This window comes from Brevibacillus composti, assembly GCF_016406105.1.
In the GTDB taxonomy this organism is placed as follows: Bacteria; Bacillota; Bacilli; order Brevibacillales; family Brevibacillaceae; genus Brevibacillus; species Brevibacillus composti.
This window is the reverse complement of the sequence record NZ_CP066308.1, coordinates 3,871,468-3,890,290: the sequence shown is the minus strand read 5'-3', so window position 1 is coordinate 3,890,290 and position 18,823 is coordinate 3,871,468. Positions and strand designations below refer to the sequence as shown.

Genomic DNA, 18,823 nt, shown 5'->3' with positions numbered 1-18,823 from the left:
GATACCTGACTCTTGAAAACGAGTGAGGATGAAGCTATTTACTTTTCTTGCGTCGTTGTAATTCTGTATGGGCGGAGTCCCATTGCTGTTGACTGATGAGGGGAGGGTGACTGTTTGGTGTGATGATCCATTCATCTTCATCCTTGAACTGCGTCATACCTTTGGTGCGCTTGTTCCAGATGCGGTGGCCGAGGTACACTTGGTTGCCCAGAATGGAGAGGACGGACGATGGACTCCAGCGACGATCATCTGCATGTGCTAGGCTGTATTCATTCAGGATGTGTGCGATCTTTTTGCCACCCATCCCATCTGCCGCAAGCTGGAAGATGAGGTGGATGGCCTCTACTTCATGACGTTCGCCGGGGATCAGCGTAACGTGTCCGTCGACGACGATGGTGCGATACCCGTATGGAATGCGTCCTCCGCAGTGAAATCCCCGCGATGCGTTTTCCTTCATTCCCTTCAACGTCTCGTTCTTCAGATTCAGGTTGTAGAATTCAGAGATAACCTCCAGCATGCCTTCCAGCAACATGCCGTGTGGAGTGTCGGGTTCTGTTTGTTCTGTCGCGGAGTACACAAAAATACCCTGCTTCCTGAGCAGGGCTTTGTAGATGATATGATCTTCACGACTACGGCTGAAACGATCGAATTTGTGGACAAGGATGGCTTGGAAGTTCTTCTGAGGTTGCTTTGCTTTGGCGATCATCTGCTGGAAGGCTGGGCGATCTGCGGTCTTTGCAGATTTGCTTTCATCGACGAACTCTTCGACGATGGTCCATCCTTTCTGATCTGCATATCGTTGAATGGCTTCTCGTTGTGCCGGGATGGACAACTCACGTTCGGATTGCTGTTTTGAAGATACGCGCAGATAGGTGACGACGTTCATAAAGGTTACCTCCATTTGTTAAACTTGAAGATAGAGTTACTAATGCATATCTCGTGGATGATTATTTCTTCACCTCCATGGTTCAACCCGCCTTTGTCGTTGCGTAAAAATAAAAAAGGGGCTGTCCAGAAAGTCAGCATAAACTGACTTCTGGGCGCCCCGTTTTTGTTGAATGTAAAAAATAAGCACAAAAAAACCGTCTTTTCTTGTAAAATGGAAGTTACCACACTACCAATTCAAGAAAGGACGATTTTCTTGCGTAATCGGACGACTACTAATCATGATTATACCATGCAACTGGCTCTTCCTCTACAGGATGTGGAAGAAAAAATGATGCCCACGCGACATCTTGCCCCTACCTTCAAACCGTACGACAACAAGCAGGCTCAGATGATTCTGGATTTGGAGATGTATGTTCCCACCCATCATGTGGCTCGTGTCATTGATGAAATGATCGAAGCCATTCCGGATCAGCAGTTGTTTGCTCATTACACGGGCGGAGGCCGCAGTTCCTACCATCCCAAAATGATGCTTAAGGTGATCCTTTACGGCTACTCACAAAAGGTTTATTCCTGCCGCGGTATTGAAAAGCTGTTGCGTGAGAACCTCCCGGCCATGTGGCTGGCGGCGATGCAGCAGCCTGACTTCCGTACCTTGAACGATTTTCGCGGCGTGCGCATGAAAGCGTTCATGGACGAACTGTTTGAAACGATGATCCGCAAGCTCATCGCGGACAACTACATTTCGATGGAGCAGTACTTTTTGGATGGCACAAAGATTGAAGCCGATGCGAACAAGTACTCTTTTGTGTGGAAAAAATCCACGCTTCGCTTCGAGGAAAAGCTCAAGGAAAAGGTGCAGGCCACCCTTGCGCATATTCATACGCTCACGCAGCAAGAAGCTGGCGAATATGCAGCGGCAGACCCGGAAGAGCTCCCTGCCAAGCTCGAAGAAGCAGCGGCCGTGCTGGAGGAAAGAGTCGAAGGCTTAACCGAACAGCTCACGCAGACCAGCGGCAGCGAAGAGCGGAAAGCCTTGCGCAAAGCGCGCAGTGCCTTGAAGAGGCCGCTGAAACAGATTCGGAAGGATTTCCTTCCTCGCTTCGCCAAGTATGAGCAGCAGAAAGCCTGCTTTGGCGATCGCAACAGCTACTCGAAAACCGATCCGGACGCCACGTTTATGCGCATGAAGGAAGATCACATGAAAAATGGCCAACTGAAGCCAGGCTACAATGTGCAAATGGCCACGGAAAACCAGTTTGTTTTGTTCTACAGCATCCATCAGCGTCCTACGGATACACGATGCTTTATTCCGCATATGGAGCGATTGGCGGCGTCTTCGTTGCCGATGCCCAAAACCGTGATTGCCGACGCTGGCTATGGCAGCGAGGAAAACTACTTGTATGCGATGGGCGAAGAAAAACAGCCGCGATTTGAGTTTCTCATACCCTACGGCAACTATTTGAAGGAGAAAACCCGACGATACCAGAAGGACATCCGGCACGCTTCCAACTGGACGTATGAAGAGCAGGATGATCGCTTTGTTTGCCCGAATGGTCGATACGTTCGCTTTAAGAAATACCAGACGAAAAAAAACGCTTCTGGCCTGGAGCAAAGCTTCAAGATCTATGAATGTGAGGATTGTAGCGATTGCCCGCTCAAGCTCTCGTGCACCAAAGCAAAAGGGAATCGCCAGGTACACTGGAACACGATATGGGAAGAGTTAAAGGCAAAGGCCAAAAGAGCCCTTGAGGATGACGAGAAGTCCGCGATCTATGCTCGGCGTAAAGTGGAGGTAGAAAGCGTGTTCGGTCACCTCAAGGGCAACCGGTCGTTCCGACGGTTCTCCTTACGGGGGCTGGACAAGGTTCACGTCGAGTTTGGGATTGTGGCATTGGCCCACAATCTATTGAAAGTGGCAGGCATCCGCCTCGCTACTTTCCTGCAAAAGCAGCCGCACAAAAAAGTTGGACGGAAAACATTACGTTTTTCCGCCCAACTTTTTATTTTGGGGACTTATTGGACAGCCCCATAGGACAACGAATATGCAGATGAAACGATAACCGGCTCATCTCTATTAATGTCTGCAGATGAGTACCCCGAAAACAGCGGTTAAACCCTTGATGCTCTAGGGATTATCCGCTGTTGGACAGGCATACACTTATTGTACGACGATGAGCGTATACTCTGTTCATGATGATCGGCACTCTTTTCTTTTAAGCCCCAAAATTGGATTTGAGTCATACCCCCTTATCTTGTTAAGCTGATATCAGAAGAACAGAGGGGGATATTTTTATGCAACGGAGACGCTATTCAATCGAGTTCAAACAACAATTGATCCAGGAAGCCCACGAAGTAGGAAACGCTAGCCAAGTAGCCAGACGGCATGGGATAGACCCTAAAATGCTGTATCGATGGATACGTGACTCCAAACACGCAGATTGGCAGAATACGTCTTCCGAAGCTAAAGCTGTAACAAGCTATACACCAAGTCCAGGAGAGTTTCGGGAACTGGAAACGGAGAATGATAAACTGAAGAAATTACTGGGAGAAAAGGACTTGGAAATCGCGATCCTTCGTGATCTTGTAAAAAAGGTGAACCCAGCTTATCGGACAAAATGGAAATAGCCGACAAGTGGATACAGCTGGGGTACACAGCCAAACTAGTGCTACGTATTGTCGGCATCCTGGAAGCAACCTACTATTACCGAAAAAACAAAGCCTCCCAAAAACCTCGCGTTTATCACGGAGGAAGACCTATACCCGGTTATTCGTTGTCAAAAGACGGACAACCTGTCAGTGACGAACAAATCAAAGAATGGCTATCCGAGCTGATTGCCGATGAAGAATCTGCTTATGGATATCGAAAGCTTACCGTCTGCCTACGGCGAGACCACCAACTGGTCATCAACAAGAAAAAGGTTTACCGCTTGCTGAAAGAAGAAGAACTCCTGCAACCACAACGACAAAAGAAAAGGAAACATCCTCGAAAGTTGGCAAACAACCGAGAGATTACCGCTCCGAATCAATTGTGGGAGATGGACGTAAAATACGGATTTATCGTAGGAGAACAGCGTTTCTTTTTCCTGATGAGTCTCATTGATGTCTATGATCGAGCGATCGTGGACTACCATTTCGGACTGACCTGCGAAGGAAAACATGCTGCTCAGATTCTCCAACGTGCTTTGTGGAAACGGCAGCAATTCAATTGTGATGATCGCCCTGTTATCCGTACGGATAACGGTCCACAGTTTATTAGCCATGCCTTTGAAGAAGCCTGTCAGCATTTCCAAACGGTGCATGAGCGAATTCCTCCAAAGACACCCAATAAAAACGCTCACATTGAGTCATTTCACAGTGTTTTGGAGAAAGAATGTTTGCAGCGGAATGAATTTCAGAGCTATCAAGAAGCCTATGAAATCGTGACAAACTATCTGCTCTTTTATAATCAGCGACGGATTCATGGAAGCTTGTACGATTTATCACCTGTAGAATTTGGTAAAGCCTTTGCCTTGCAACTCATTACACCATTTGTTGTGAAAGTGTAGTATGGCAAAGGATTGCAGAATGATCCCTACTTCAACCTAGCTGACAAGCAGGAAGGAAAACGTCTGGGGTCAAGTGATCTCCTTGACGCTAGGCGTTTTCCTTCCTAGACTCCTAGGTGGTTGAAGGAGGGAAGAAGCATATGAAAATGCGAAAATAAGGGTGAAAAACTCAAATTTTAAGGGGTTAAACCGTTTTTGCACAATCGAATGTTGTGTATATCGTTGTTGTTTAGTCCGAGTTGCTTCAGAATTGGGAGATACGCTCTTGCCATGTTATCGACGTCCTTGCTTAATGCGGATACTCCGGTGAAGGTCATGCTAACTTGATAGGGGCCCGCGCCCGCGATCTTCAAGCCATCTTGAGAAAGGGCCGCCGCAATATCATCTTGGTAAAACTCAGTGTTTAAAGGCAATAGAAGTGTGTTCTCCCAATCCATCAGATGAGGGGTTGCTTTAGGTACAACATGCAGTGGGACGCTCTTAAAACTTACTATGGGTTGTTGTATTTGGCAAGTAGAAAATGTACCGTTTGGCAATTAAAAATGCACACTTGCCAACCAGGGTATCATCGATTCATCAGTGAATCCTTATGACGAAAACTATCACGATTAAAAACAATCAAATGCGAATAGTGAATGAGACGATCAATGAATGCTTCCGTCAGTATTGGATCGCCCAAAACGTGATTCCATTGGCCGAACTGTAAGTTCGTGGTTATGATGACACTACGCTTTTCATAACACAGATTGATCACTTGAAACAGTAATTCTGCTCCTTGCTTGTGAAGGGGTACATAGCCTAATTCATCAAGAATTAATAGATCCAGGCTCTCTATTTGTTTAAACAGCCTACCAAGAGTTCCCTTCTCGTTAACCTCTAACAGGCTGTTCACGAGTTGAGCGACTGTATAGAAGCGCACCCGTTTTTGGCTTTTTTGGATGCAGTTCCAGCCTGCCAAGGCTGCCATAAGCGTTTTCCCGACCCCGACGCCTCCATATAGGATTAAATTCTCTTTTCTCTCTATGAACCTGCCTTGCAAGATTTCTTCCTTTGTAATGTTTCCATTCATATGAATACCGTGCCATTCTAGCTGCTTGCCAGATATATCCGGCAAACAGGATTGACTGAGAAGGAGATTGAGCTTCCGTTCCTCTCGTTGCTGTATTTCCCTTTCGAATAAGCAGAGCAGAAATTCTTCATGTGTTTCAGCTTCCACCGCGTGATAATTCTCCCGTATCCAACTTAATTTCAAACGCTTGGCATGCTCTTCAATGAGGCTTCTCACCGCTGCTCACCTCCTGGCATAATCATCAACCGATCATAATGAGAGAGGCCTCTGCTTGAATTTCTAGTTGATGGCACTGAAGGCGGAAGCGACAGTGTTTCTCGAATGCCTCGTCCATTCACAAGCTGATAATAGACGTGCTTGATGGATTCCGTGGTAGGATGTCCATGTTCGGATGCAATCCGTAGGGCTTGTAGAGATATGTCGAAATCCTGTTCCTTTAATATGACGGATAAAAGTTGGAGAGCATTCCGTTTCTCCTCGACTGTACATTCACCGAAAAAGGCTTTCCATTCCTCCGGCAATTGATCGTAGAATGAGCTGTATTTCAAAGCGGTTGGCCTCTTTGCCATCAAGGTCAGATAAGGTTGCCAGTCCATCGACTTCTTTGTCTCCCCATATAATCTGGGGTGGCGTACGATCACTTCATTTTCCTCGTTCAGAAGCGAGATCGTATCAAATGAGATCTTCGCCAAGACCGCTTGTCCCGCAAAGCGTGGCGAAGTGGAATATTGCTTTTGGTCAATACGGACGATTCCGTATTTATCCGCTTTGACCTGCTCGAACCGAACGCATTCGTACGCTTTACCGGGCAGTTGGAGGAAGCGCTCCTTGTCTTCCAAATATAGTTCGGCAATCAGGGTATCCTTTTCATAGTGGCAACGTTTCCGATCCCCCAGGCTCCAATTCAGGGTCTTCTCATTCAAGACCGACAGGTCTTCATAGTGGATTTCCGGCAACAGATAGTTGTTTCGTATGTATTTGACCATCGCTTCCACGTGCCCTTTCTCGTTTCCGCTTCCCGGATTGCAGAATTCATATTGGAAGCCATAATGGGCAACAAAACGAGCGAATTCCTCTGTTACTTGCCGTTCCCCGTTTGGCAGCACTTTCTTCACCGCAGGTGACAGGTTATCGAAACGGATCGTATGCGGCACGCCTTCTAGAAAGGCGAACATGTTCGTCAGTCCTTGTAGAAAACACTCCCGGTTTTGGGAAGGGAACACTTGAAACAGGAATGAATTGCTGTAAGGGAATGAGAGGACGAGGAAGGGCAAGATGACCTCTTTTCCCCTGTGCTTAAAAGGAGCTTCCCCAAAATCTACCTGTGCTGTGCCGGCCTTCGCCTCTAACGGTAAGGCAGTGTCATTGCTCTCGTCCAATAAGGCGGCTTTCCTTTTCGCCACATAGGCACGAATCGTACGGTCAGAGCCTTGGAATCCATGTTCCGAAACGAGAAGAGTATAGATTCGCTTTGCGGTTCTTCTGAACTTCTTTTTCTTCCCCATATCTTCAAGTAGCCATTGATCAACGATTGGTTTAACCGGATCCATTACATTGGCTTTCCTTATCTGTACAGACTTCACCTCCTGATTGAAATCCTCCATCTCCGAATACTTCTTGATTGTCCTGCGATCCATATTCATCTGTCTTGCAACAGAAGAGTAGGAGCGACCTTTTGTGTTTGTTTCATGTCTGATATAATTGACTTCAGCCATTGCTAACATCTCCTATATACCTCCCATGAACGTTATGCCCAAGGGGAGTGTATGTTTTTTAATAGATGTTGGCAAGTGGCTCTTTTTAATATGAGCATAAATTAGCTGCCATTTAGTACATTTAAATCATGCCATAAACAGTAAATTGGGGAACCCGTTATCTTATCAAACCAGAGAGAAACTGGTTGAGAAAGCGCATGCAGTTTTTACGAATGAAAGGCCCGGAACCCGAATTCAATGGGCAAGTCAGGTTTGGAAGTTTAGCCGGGAAATACAAATGGAAGATAAAATCATTACATACTCTAAGGAAACACGCGAATATCTGGTTGGTACGGTAACAAAACCATTTTCTCATAATCCTGCTATTATCAGTGATTACTACCCAAACGTAATCGGTGTGCAATGGGATTCTAAGCGAATCTCACGCGATGATCTTTCACAAGGTGCCAAAAACACACTTGGGGGTATTTCAACAGTATTTCGCGTAGACAGTTGGGCACAAGAATTTGAGAGTTTACTGCAGGGACAAGGATATACAACAACAGCGATTACACACGATGGTAATGACAACAGTGAAGAGAATGAAATGATTATCCAACAAGCGTTAACTATGCTTGAGGACGCTTTTGATAAACTTGATGCCTGGCAGATGCAAGACTTAGTCGGTGGTCTATTAGAGGCTATGGGGTATCAGGTTCGAATAAGCCCTAAAGGCCCTGACGGCGGTGTGGATATCATAGCCCATCGAGATGCTTTCGGATTCGAAAAGCCAGTTATAAAAGTACAAGTAAAGCATCGTAAAACTGCTGTGGGTGGCCCCGAAATTCAACAACTTTTAGGGGCTAACCCAATCAATGCAAATAGCTTGTTTGTTTCAACTGGTGGCTTTACACCGTCAGCAAAAAACGTGGCTCAACAAAATGGAGTGAAACTGCTCGACCTAACAGAATTGGTTGAGTTAGTGAGTGAGTGGTATGAAAAAATGACAGTTGAAAGAAAAGCGTTGATTCCTCTTAGAAAAATATATGTGCCAGTGTAAATGCATTTAATACATCGTTGATTTGAAGTAGGAGGAAATTATTATGGCTCAACTGGAAAACATCGAAGCGATTGAGAAAAAGCTGTGGGAAGCGGCAGATACACTGCGGGCAAACTCCAACTATGCCAGTAATGAATACTTTATGCCCGTAATGGGCCTGATCTTCTTACGGCATGCCTATAGCCGATATTTATCAGTAAAAGATGAGATTGTGGCGAACTTGCCAAAACGCGGTGGGAAAACACGTGAGTTGACTAAAGAAGACTTCTCACAAAAAGGGGCAATTTTCTTAAGAGAAAAGGCTCAGTTTGATTACCTCGTTGCTCTCCCTGACAGTGAGGATAGAGCAAAAGCAATCATCGAAGCGATGGAATCCATTGAAGAGGATTACGAGACTCTGCGAGGCGTTTTACCTAAATCAGAATATCAAGAATTGGACAATGATGTATTGGGCCAACTCTTACGTACACTGAACCCTGAAGAATTAAAGAATGCAACGGGGGATATTTTTGGCCGTATTTATGAATACTTCCTTACCCAATTTGCTGACCAAAAGGCACACGACGGTGGAGAGTTTTTTACACCTGTTTCCTTAGTATCGTTTATTGCTAACGTGCTTGAACCAAAGAAAGGTACCATTCTCGATCCAGCATGTGGGTCGGGGGGGATGTTTGTTCAAAGTGCTCATTTTGTCGAGCGTCTCCAAGAGAACCCAACAGAACGGCTGACGTTTTATGGAATGGAAAAAAACCCTACAACTATTCGTTTGGCAAAGATGAATCTGGCTGTTCATGGATTAGAGGGGAATATACAAAAAGCTATTACCTACTATGAAGATCCGTTGGGGTTGAGAGGCGAAGTGGATTTTGTTATGGCTAATCCCCCTTTTAACGTGGATGAAGTAGATGCGGACAAGATAAAGCAAGATCCCAGATTACCTTTTGGTCTGCCCGGAATCAATAAAAACGGCAAAGTACCAAACGGAAATTACTTATGGATAAGCTACTTCTACAGCTACCTTAATGATACAGGTAGAGCAGGTTTTGTTATGTCGTCTCAGGCTTCCAGTGCTGGCCGAGATGAGGCAATTGTTCGTCGGAAGCTTATCGAAACGGGAGCGGTCGATATCATGGTAGCCATTCGCTCCAACTTCTTTTACACGCGATCTGTTCCATGTGAGCTGTGGTTCCTAAATCGAGCAAAACCAGAGCATCAGAAGGATAAAGTATTGATGCTGGATGCACGAAATATCTACCGTAAAGTAACCCGCAAAATTTACGACTTTAGTCCAGAACAATTACAAAATCTACTCTCAATTATCTGGTTATATCGAGGAGAAAATGAGAGATTTTCCAAGCTTGTTGAAAATTATTTGGAACGGACATTTGAAGAGGCTAAACGTTGTTTTAATCAGGTGGATGATAGAGGGAATAACATTAACCTGTTGAAAGGCTATATAGACGCAATCAATCAACTGCTACAAGTTTTAAAACCATTTCTGCAAACTGTTGAGGAAGAGGAAGTACATTCCACCGTACTTAAAGAACTAAAACAGGGATTGCGGGTCTTTTCAGATGATGTGGAAGATTTCTGCGTCATTCTTGAAAAGGAAAGAATAGACTGGGAGAGTCACACAAAGAGTTTCTCTGGAATTAAGGACGAAACTGAGCGACTTGTATCGTTAACTGATCAGAGTCGCGTTCTCGTAAAACAAGCTGACATGCTTTATAAGTTAGCTATCCGTTTGATTGAAGTCTGCGAAAACGAGTTAAATGCCAGAGAAAGCAAACTCTGGGTTAATCGTGAAGTAACGAAGGCACGGAAGGAAGCTGATATAGCTCGTCAAGAAGCTGTTGAGCAACTGAAAAAAGTACGCTACTTCCATAAACAGGCATTTTGGTTAACTGAACGTTTTCCAAATGGCGTTTACAATGATGTGGAAGGCCTTGTTAAACTGGTTGATAGAACGGAATTGGAAGAAAAGGACTGGAGTCTTACACCGGGACGTTATGTGGGTGTGGCACCTGAAGAAGTAGACGAGGATTTCGATTTTGAAGAGGCATTGAGGGATATTCATATTGAACTTGAAGGATTGAACGCAGAAGCGGTTGAACTTGCAAAAAATATTATGAAAAACTTTAAGGAACTAGGCTTATGAAGCAACGGTATATTTTATTAGGGAAAATAGCTCATGTAATATCAGGTTATGCCTTTAAGTCTCAGGATTTCCAGGAATCAGGTGTTCCTGTAATCAAGATAAGTAACATTAAACAAGAATCTATAACTTTTGAGAATTGTCAGTACTTGAATGAAGAATTTCTTTCTATTGATAAAAAGTATCATGTTAGTAATGGAGATATTTTAATTTCCTTGACGGGCTCACATCTTTCTCAACCCAATTCTGTAGTTGGTAGGATTGCTAGATATAGACATCCTTTTGATTCTCTCCTTAACCAACGCGTTGGGAAGATAATAGTGAAGGATACAAGCAAATATGTAGACACCTATATCTATTATTTCTTACTTCAAGATGACGTTCGCTATACTTTAGCGGTCAATGCTAAAGGTTCTGCTAATCAAGCGAATATTAGTCCATCTGACGTTGAAGGCTTATTGATTCCTGATTTTCCCTATTCCCTACAGAAACGCATAGCGGATATCCTATCCTCATACGACGACTTAATTGAGAATAATAAACGCCGTATTGCTCTCTTGGAAGAGTCAGCTCGACTACTCTACAAGGAATGGTTTGTTCATTTTCGTTTTCCCGGGCATGAGCATGTGAAAATTATTGATGGAGTACCAGAGGGATGGAGAAGAAGTACTCTAGATCAAATAGCAGAGATTGTTATGGGACAAAGCCCAGAATCAAAATATTACAATGAAACCGGAGATGGACTTCCTTTTCATCAAGGGGTAAGTGATTTTGGCGTAAGGTTTCCTAGCAATTCAATTTATTGCACAATAAAAAATCGGACAGCTGAACCAGGTGATATCCTGTTTAGTGTTCGAGCTCCGGTGGGAAGAATCAATATCGCACCTGAGTTGCTTGTAATCGGTCGAGGTCTAAGCGCAATTAGGGAAAAAAGTGGGTATCAATCTTTTCTGTTTTACCAACTCAAAAACCATTTCTTTAAAGAAGATATTATTGGCGGTGGAACTATTTTTGCGTCAATAACAAAGAAAGCTCTACAAGAAGTAAATCTATTGACACCACCGGTTCAACTTATAGAGGCATTTCAGAGGTATGTCTTGCCTATTGATAAACAAATAGAAATCCTACACAAGTCAACTGATAGCCTTAGAAAGGCCCGCGACATCCTACTTCCACGCCTGATGAAAGGGGAGATTCAATTGTGACTCGTATGAACGAAGATACGCTAGTACAAGAAACTACGGCCGAGTATATGCATAATGTACTTGGCTGGGAGAGCGTAAATGCTATTTCGGAAACGTATGGTACAGATGGTTTACTGGGAAGAACCTCTTCTAAAGAAGTTGTTCTTGTTCGTTACCTTCGGGAGAAGTTAGAGGAACTTAACCCTGGATTACCTTCCTCTGCCTACGAGGACGCAGTACGACAGCTTAAGGAATATAGCACGAGTCACAACATGCTGACTATTAACCGTGAAAAATATTCACTTTTGAAAGACGGTGTACTGGTTACGTATCACGACAGTAACAACGAACTCCAAAAAGATCGGTTGAGAGTATTCGATTTTAATAGAGCGGATCGCAATCATTTTCTATGCGTCCGTGAATTTTGGGTAAAGGGTGATATCTACACACGCCGTGCGGATATAGTTGGCTTCGTTAACGGCATCCCCTTATTGTTTATGGAATTAAAGAATGTCAATCGAGATATTCGTATTGCTTACGATCAAAACCTGAGCGACTACAAAGACACCGTACCACATTTGTTTCATCACAACGCATTTATTGTGCTGGGAAATGGGATCGAAGCGAAAATAGGATCGCTTTCCAGCCGTTATGAGCATTTTCATGAATGGAAGCGCCTTGCGGAAGAGGATAAGGGAGTAGTAGACATGGAAACGCTCCTGAAAGGTATTTGTGACAAGGACAACTTCATGGACTTGTTTGAAAACTTCATCCTGTTTGACGAGTCTTCAGGGGGAATCGTAAAGATTCTTGCTCAAAACCATCAGTTTCTTGGCGTAAATCGAGCGGTAAAGACGGTTACCGAACGTCATGAACGACAAGGAAAACTAGGGGTATATTGGCATACACAAGGCTCTGGAAAGAGTTATTCCATCATCTTTTTTACTCGAAAAGTTCATCGCAAACTTGGTGGAAACTTCACTTTTTTAATTTGTACCGACCGAGAAGACCTGGACTCGCAGATTTATAAGAGTTTTGCAGGTTGTGGACTCGTCAGCGATCGCGATCCTTGCAGAGCTTCTTCTGGTGAGCATTTAAGAGCGTTGTTTACTCAGCATAAACCCTACATTTTTACACTGATTCAGAAGTTTAACCAAGATGTTGACCCCAACCAGCCTTATTCAACCCGAGACGATATCATTGTAATTAGTGACGAGGCACATCGAACACAATACGGACGATTGTCATTGAATAGACGCAACGCTTTGCCGAACGCTAGCTACATTGGATTTACTGGTACACCTCTGTTCAGTAATGACGAAATCACCCGTCAAACATTTGGTGATTATATCTCTACTTATGACTTCCAAAGGGCCGTAGAAGACAAGGCGACTGTCCCGCTTTATTACGATGCACGTGGTGACAAACTGGGAGTTGCAAAGAACGAGTTAAACGAGCGTATTGCAGAGAAACTGGAACAGTTCGAATTTGAAGACATTGATGTAGAGCAACGGCTGGAAAGGGAATTAAAACGAGATTATCATGTCTTTACAGCAGGTGAACGTTTGGAGCAGATAGCCAAAGATTTTGTGGAACACTATTCAACTGCTTGGGAAACGGGTAAGGCAATGCTGGTTTGTATAGACAAGATTACGTGTGTTCGTATGTACAATTATATTCAGAAATACTGGAAAGAACGAACACAGCAATTGGAATTAGATGTGCGAAATAGCCTCAATGAACAAGACATGATTTATCGGCAACGACAGGTCAATTGGATGAAGGAAACACAAATAGCAGTTGTAGTAAGTGAAGAGCAAGGCGAAGTAGCCAAGTTCCAAAAATGGGATTTGGACATTAGACCACACCGTAAACTGATTAAAGAGGGATTCGAAAATAGTAATGGTGAACGCATCGATCTTGAGTCTGCTTTCAAAAAAGCGGAGCACCCATTTCGTGTAGCGATTGTATGTGCTATGTGGCTTACAGGATTTGATGTTCCGAGTTTATCCACGCTTTATCTCGACAAGCCGTTGAAGGCGCATACTCTGATGCAGACGATCGCTCGTGCAAATCGTGTGAGTGAAGGCAAAAATAACGGAATGATCGTTGACTACTGCGGTATTTTCAAAAACCTGCGGCAAGCATTAGCTACTTATGCTGGGCAAGGGGATAGTGGACGAGATTTTACAAGTGGCGATGTTGATCCTACAAAACCGGCAACCGAATTGATACCGGATTTGGAAGAAGCTATTTCTTTCGTCCGTGCGTTCTTAAAAGAAGGCGGGGCTTCACTAGATGATATTATTGAGAAGACCGGGTTTGAACGAAATGCGGCGATTGTGGCGGCAAAAGACGTAGCAAATCAAAATGATGAGACACGCAAACGTTTTGAGATCATGTGCCGTGCAGTTTTTAAGAAATTTAAGGCTTGCCTAAATGAGGAGAGGGTAAACGATTATCGCAGGGATTATGATGCAATCAACATCATTTACCGGAGCTTAGAAAAAGATCGTCAACAAGCAGATATAAGTGATATTATCCGGCAACTACATGAAATTGTAGACGAAGCAATTGTAACTGCTCCAGCACAAGTCAAAGAAGAAAGTACACCATACAATATTGCTAATATCGATTTTGAACGCCTACGCAAGGAGTTTGAAAAGAGCCCTGCAAAGAATACAACTGTTCAAAATCTTAAGAATGCAATTGAAAACAGGTTGGCTCGCCTACTAAAGCAGAATCCACTCCGTACAAACTTTCAGCAACACTATGAAAAAATTGTTGAAGAGTACAACCGTGAAAAAGACCGTAGTACGATTGAGAAAACGTTTGAGGCTTTGTTGAAGCTAGTTCAAGAACTGGGTGAAGAAGAAATCCGAGCAGTGCGCGAGGGTTTGGATGAGGAAAGTCTCGCCATTTTCGACCTTCTAAAGAAACCAGATCTGAGTAAAAAAGAAACTAATAGAATAAAAAATGTAGCGGTACAATTGTTGCAGACGTTAAAGGAAGGTAAATTGAAAACGGAACGTTGGAAAGAAAAAGAATCAACACGTGATGCTGTTTTCAGTACTATACGTGACTTCCTTTGGGACGATACAACTGGATTGCCAGTGGACAGCTTTACCGATGACGAAGTGACCGAAATGAGCCATCGTGTATTCCAGCATGTTTTCTATGCGTACCCAACTTTGCCTTCGCCTATTTACAGTAATATTTCATGAGGATAAGCTCACATTGCTGACGAAGGATTCTTTCAAGGTATATATCCTATGGGGCATAATGATGGATGTGCTAAGTAGTGAAAAAAGGGGAAGATGAAATAGCCATTCCCCAGATGTTGATGTATTATGGAATAAAAAGGAGCTCTTTGGAGTCGCAAATTTTAGTCCTAGAAGGGAGATTTACCAGTGTCTCCAATTCCAGATTTTATTGATGGTTATCATTTACCACCTGGAGAACATGAATGTTCATTTGACGAAATAGAACAAAGGTTTGTTAATAATCCGCAAAGGCAGAAAGTATGGTCGGATTATAAGCGATTGTATGACCGTTTAAGTTCCCTTGGCCTTAATCCTAAGTCAGTATTGATTGATGGGAGTTTTGTGACGGGAAGAGAACAGCCAGGAGATGTTGATTTCGGAGCATTATTTCCCCCAAGTGTGGTTAAACAAGCCCTCAGTAATGTCCAGGATTCGCATGATAAAGAAGCAATAATGATGTTTAATAATCCAAATAATCAAATTGTAATTAGAAATTTATTTGGTGCCCATATGCTGGTTGCTCCCAATGAGTTTGGGTTACGTCAAATTTCGAAGTTATTCAGAACAGGGGGAGACCAGTTCGGTAAACTTAGAGATCGAGATCCAAAAAGGGATCCCGACTGGGTAATAATTCCTAAAGAAAAGGGTATACTTAGAGTGAATTTATAATTGAAATGGGTGTATAAATATGATGAGCCCAAATACTCCCCTGATAATTGAGGCATTGAATGATTTAAAAGAAGCGAAGGAGTATTTAAAGAGTATTCAAGAAGAATTCAAAGATGATCCGGAGCTTTTAGGCTTTTATGAGCCATCGGCAAAGGAAATCGTTAGGCAATATGAAGCCCGTCTTAAATATGCACTTGAGCAAGAAGCTGGTTTTGATCTACAGTTTGACCAGAAAACCAAGGATGTTGAGATGTGGATTAGGCTTCAAGGAGAGAAGTTTAATCAAGGAATGGGGCCGATAGATGCGGTTGGGACTTTCCTTCATAAGCTAAACCAAGCAAGCCACAAAGTGATAAAATTACTCCAGGGAGATAATACAAGGTTTGCTCCATCCTTCTTTAATCTTGTAGCAACAGCAGAAGGCAGTCTAAAACTAGGTATAAGCAGATCTAATTTACATGAAGAAAGCAATGGTCAACTTCATATTGGAGTAGAAGATCCTTGGGAAGAATTTAAAATAATAAATCAGCAAAATGAAAAAGCAATTAAAAGTCTTCAATTACTTATTAGGGCGTTGGATATTGAAAATGAAAACTCAATGAATGAATTACAAATGGAACTACAGAATCAAAATGATCTATTAAAACTTTTGCATTATGCTAAAGAGATAACACCAAGTATCCGATCATCTATTGAACAAATTTCTTTCGAAGGGCCAGCAGTACCAAAAGAAGAGAAAGTTATCGTCGTCAATAAGCAGACAAGAAAACTGTTATCCGAGAGATCAAAAGGACTAAAGAAAGATATGCAATATGTTGAGGGCAGAGCCCTAATAAGACAGCAAGATATGGACGCTCAAATCCTTACTGCAAGGCCATTAGTTCTAGATGATAATAAACAATATTCTGAAGTCAGATGTGTTTTTTCGTCACAATATGCTTCTGAACTACAAAATCTCTTAGGCAAGTTTGTAACTGTAAGTGGGTTTCTGATTTTTGGAGCAAACAACCAGCCATTGCGTTTGGAAATTGATGAGATAACTATTGAGGAAGAGTCATTTGAAGAATAAACACACTTGGGGCTGTCCAGAAAGTCAGCATAAACTGACTTCTGGGCGCCCCGTTTTTGTTGAATGTAAAAAATAAGCACAAAAAAACCGTCTTTTCTTGTAAAATGGAAGTTACCACACTACCAATTCAAGAAAGGACGATTTTCTTGCGTAATCGGACGACTACTAATCATGATTATACCATGCAACTGGCTCTTCCTCTACAGGATGTGGAAGAAAAAATGATGCCCACGCGACATCTTGCCCCTACCTTCAAACCGTACGACAACAAGCAGGCTCAGATGATTCTGGATTTGGAGATGTATGTTCCCACCCATCATGTGGCTCGTGTCATTGATGAAATGATCGAAGCCATTCCGGATCAGCAGTTGTTTGCTCATTACACGGGCGGAGGCCGCAGTTCCTACCATCCCAAAATGATGCTTAAGGTGATCCTTTACGGCTACTCACAAAAGGTTTATTCCTGCCGCGGTATTGAAAAGCTGTTGCGTGAGAACCTCCCGGCCATGTGGCTGGCGGCGATGCAGCAGCCTGACTTCCGTACCTTGAACGATTTTCGCGGCGTGCGCATGAAAGCGTTCATGGACGAACTGTTTGAAACGATGATCCGCAAGCTCATCGCGGACAACTACATTTCGATGGAGCAGTACTTTTTGGATGGCACAAAGATTGAAGCCGATGCGAACAAGTACTCTTTTGTGTGGAAAAAATCCACGCTTCGCTTCGAGGAAAAGCTCAAGGAAAAGGTGCAGGCCACCCTTGCGCATATTCATACGCTCACGCAGCAAGAAGCTGGCGAATATGCAGCGGCAGACCCGGAAGAGCTCCCTGCCAAGCTCGAAGAAGCAGCGGCCGTGCTGGAGGAAAGAGTCGAAGGCTTAACCGAACAGCTCACGCAGACCAGCGGCAGCGAAGAGCGGAAAGCCTTGCGCAAAGCGCGCAGTGCCTTGAAGAGGCCGCTGAAACAGATTCGGAAGGATTTCCTTCCTCGCTTCGCCAAGTATGAGCAGCAGAAAGCCTGCTTTGGCGATCGCAACAGCTACTCGAAAACCGATCCGGACGCCACGTTTATGCGCATGAAGGAAGATCACATGAAAAATGGCCAACTGAAGCCAGGCTACAATGTGCAAATGGCCACGGAAAACCAGTTTGTTTTGTTCTACAGCATCCATCAGCGTCCTACGGATACACGATGCTTTATTCCGCATATGGAGCGATTGGCGGCGTCTTCGTTGCCGATGCCCAAAACCGTGATTGCCGACGCTGGCTATGGCAGCGAGGAAAACTACTTGTATGCGATGGGCGAAGAAAAACAGCCGCGATTTGAGTTTCTCATACCCTACGGCAACTATTTGAAGGAGAAAACCCGACGATACCAGAAGGACATCCGGCACGCTTCCAACTGGACGTATGAAGAGCAGGATGATCGCTTTGTTTGCCCGAATGGTCGATACGTTCGCTTTAAGAAATACCAGACGAAAAAAAACGCTTCTGGCCTGGAGCAAAGCTTCAAGATCTATGAATGTGAGGATTGTAGCGATTGCCCGCTCAAGCTCTCGTGCACCAAAGCAAAAGGGAATCGCCAGGTACACTGGAACACGATATGGGAAGAGTTAAAGGCAAAGGCCAAAAGAGCCCTTGAGGATGACGAGAAGTCCGCGATCTATGCTCGGCGTAAAGTGGAGGTAGAAAGCGTGTTCGGTCACCTCAAGGGCAACCGGTCGTTCCGACGGTTCTCCTTACGGGGGCTGGACAAGGTTCACGTCGAGTTTGGGATTGTGGCATTGGCCCACAATCTATTGAAAGTGGCAGGCATCCGCCTCGCTACTTTCCTGCAAAAGCAGCCGCACAAAAAAGTTGGACGGAAAACATTACGTTTTTCCGCCCAACTTTTTATTTTGGGGACTTATTGGACAGCCCCTTTTCGTTAACAACGCGGAAAGCCATTAACTGGCAACAAACAACTTTCTCTCGCTGCCTAATAACCAGCGAGGCGCTACCACTCCATCGCCCGTGTGGCGTGACTAGCGCTCACTTCTAGCGGGATACGCCGGAGGTCTCCGCCTGGGGCCAAAGGAAGAAGATCAATCAGGCTAGGTAACGGGTCAGCGCGTCACTCCGCGAATCCGGTACCGAACTCCAAATGAGTGACTGCGCTCGGAGATGCTTATGTATCGCCGTTTTCGGACGGGGGTTCGAATCCCCCCGCCTCCACCTTACATAAAAT

At 44.1% G+C, this 18,823-nt stretch carries 13 protein-coding genes and 1 other RNA gene; 11 read left to right on the top strand and 3 right to left on the bottom strand.

The features are described from left to right. Positions 1 to 34: 34 nt before the first annotated feature. On the bottom strand, positions 35 to 886 hold the full coding sequence (locus JD108_RS19505; RefSeq protein WP_198827601.1) for a recombinase family protein: 852 nt from the start codon (positions 884 to 886) through the stop codon (positions 35 to 37). Positions 887 to 1,216: 330 nt separating this feature from the next. On the opposite strand from JD108_RS19505, the gene JD108_RS19500 reads away from it, so the two are divergent. From JD108_RS19500 to JD108_RS19490, 3 genes are all read left to right on the top strand, one after another. After that, entirely contained in the window at positions 1,217 to 2,920 is a 1,704-nt protein-coding gene (locus JD108_RS19500; RefSeq protein ID WP_228728223.1) for an IS1182 family transposase, read from the top strand. Positions 2,921 to 3,180: 260 nt separating this feature from the next. After that, on the top strand, positions 3,181 to 3,513 hold the full coding sequence (locus JD108_RS19495) for a transposase (protein WP_025848869.1): 333 nt from the start codon (positions 3,181 to 3,183) through the stop codon (positions 3,511 to 3,513). Next, positions 3,504 to 4,433, top strand: a complete 930-nt coding sequence (locus JD108_RS19490) for an IS3 family transposase (protein ID WP_005837504.1) — start codon at positions 3,504 to 3,506, stop codon at positions 4,431 to 4,433. The genes JD108_RS19495 and JD108_RS19490 overlap by 10 nt, the downstream gene beginning before the upstream one ends. A 565-nt stretch (positions 4,434 to 4,998) precedes the next feature. Here JD108_RS19490 and istB read toward each other — a convergent pair. Together istB and istA are read right to left on the bottom strand one after the other, a co-directional pair. Next, positions 4,999 to 5,718: an IS21-like element helper ATPase IstB gene (istB, locus tag JD108_RS19485; protein WP_198827600.1), complete on the bottom strand. Its 720-nt coding sequence runs from the start codon at positions 5,716 to 5,718 to the stop codon at positions 4,999 to 5,001. Next, positions 5,715 to 7,226, bottom strand: a complete 1,512-nt coding sequence (istA, locus tag JD108_RS19480) for an IS21 family transposase (protein WP_198827599.1) — start codon at positions 7,224 to 7,226, stop codon at positions 5,715 to 5,717. The genes istB and istA overlap by 4 nt, the downstream gene beginning before the upstream one ends. 268 nt (positions 7,227 to 7,494) lie before the next feature. Between istA and JD108_RS19475 the strand changes: the two genes are divergently transcribed. The 8 genes from JD108_RS19475 (at position 7,495) to ssrA (ending at position 18,813) form a co-directional block, all read left to right on the top strand. Beyond that, a complete protein-coding gene (locus tag JD108_RS19475; protein WP_228728222.1) occupies positions 7,495 to 8,256 on the top strand; it encodes a restriction endonuclease in 762 nt (253 codons plus the stop codon). A 43-nt stretch (positions 8,257 to 8,299) separates the two neighbouring features. Then, the gene (locus JD108_RS19470; RefSeq protein WP_198827598.1) at positions 8,300 to 10,414 is read left to right on the top strand and encodes a class I SAM-dependent DNA methyltransferase; all 2,115 of its coding nucleotides are present in this window, start codon (positions 8,300 to 8,302) and stop codon (positions 10,412 to 10,414) included. Beyond that, positions 10,411 to 11,616: a restriction endonuclease subunit S gene (locus JD108_RS19465; protein WP_198827597.1), complete on the top strand. Its 1,206-nt coding sequence runs from the start codon at positions 10,411 to 10,413 to the stop codon at positions 11,614 to 11,616. Before JD108_RS19470 ends, JD108_RS19465 begins: the two co-directional genes overlap by 4 nt. Before the next feature lie 5 nt (positions 11,617 to 11,621). Further along, complete coding sequence (locus tag JD108_RS19460) at positions 11,622 to 14,819, top strand: type I restriction endonuclease subunit R (RefSeq protein WP_228728449.1); 3,198 nt, start codon at positions 11,622 to 11,624, stop codon at positions 14,817 to 14,819. 186 nt (positions 14,820 to 15,005) lie between these two features. Continuing rightward, positions 15,006 to 15,527: a DUF6932 family protein gene (locus JD108_RS19455; protein ID WP_198827595.1), complete on the top strand. Its 522-nt coding sequence runs from the start codon at positions 15,006 to 15,008 to the stop codon at positions 15,525 to 15,527. A gap of 19 nt (positions 15,528 to 15,546) precedes the next feature. After that, a complete protein-coding gene (locus JD108_RS19450) occupies positions 15,547 to 16,596 on the top strand; it encodes a hypothetical protein (RefSeq protein WP_198827594.1) in 1,050 nt (349 codons plus the stop codon). A 221-nt stretch (positions 16,597 to 16,817) separates the two neighbouring features. Beyond that, positions 16,818 to 18,527: an IS1182 family transposase gene (locus JD108_RS22890; RefSeq protein WP_456062004.1), complete on the top strand. Its 1,710-nt coding sequence runs from the start codon at positions 16,818 to 16,820 to the stop codon at positions 18,525 to 18,527. Beyond that, positions 18,497 to 18,813, top strand: a transfer-messenger RNA (tmRNA) gene (ssrA, locus tag JD108_RS19440). Before JD108_RS22890 ends, ssrA begins: the two co-directional genes overlap by 31 nt. Positions 18,814 to 18,823: the final 10 nt, after the last annotated feature.

Coding starts and splice junctions, on each gene's coding strand:
- JD108_RS19505 (WP_198827601.1), bottom strand. CDS start 886: ATGAACGTCGTCACCTATCTGCGCGTATCTTCAAAACAGCAATCCGAA.
- JD108_RS19500 (WP_228728223.1), top strand. CDS start 1,217: ATGATGCCCACGCGACATCTTGCCCCTACCTTCAAACCGTACGACAAC.
- JD108_RS19495 (WP_025848869.1), top strand. CDS start 3,181: ATGCAACGGAGACGCTATTCAATCGAGTTCAAACAACAATTGATCCAG.
- JD108_RS19490 (WP_005837504.1), top strand. CDS start 3,504: ATGGAAATAGCCGACAAGTGGATACAGCTGGGGTACACAGCCAAACTA.
- istA (WP_198827599.1), bottom strand. CDS start 7,226: ATGTTAGCAATGGCTGAAGTCAATTATATCAGACATGAAACAAACACA.
- JD108_RS19475 (WP_228728222.1), top strand. CDS start 7,495: ATGGAAGATAAAATCATTACATACTCTAAGGAAACACGCGAATATCTG.
- JD108_RS19470 (WP_198827598.1), top strand. CDS start 8,300: ATGGCTCAACTGGAAAACATCGAAGCGATTGAGAAAAAGCTGTGGGAA.
- JD108_RS19465 (WP_198827597.1), top strand. CDS start 10,411: ATGAAGCAACGGTATATTTTATTAGGGAAAATAGCTCATGTAATATCA.
- JD108_RS19460 (WP_228728449.1), top strand. CDS start 11,622: ATGAACGAAGATACGCTAGTACAAGAAACTACGGCCGAGTATATGCAT.
- JD108_RS19450 (WP_198827594.1), top strand. CDS start 15,547: ATGATGAGCCCAAATACTCCCCTGATAATTGAGGCATTGAATGATTTA.
- JD108_RS22890 (WP_456062004.1), top strand. CDS start 16,818: ATGATGCCCACGCGACATCTTGCCCCTACCTTCAAACCGTACGACAAC.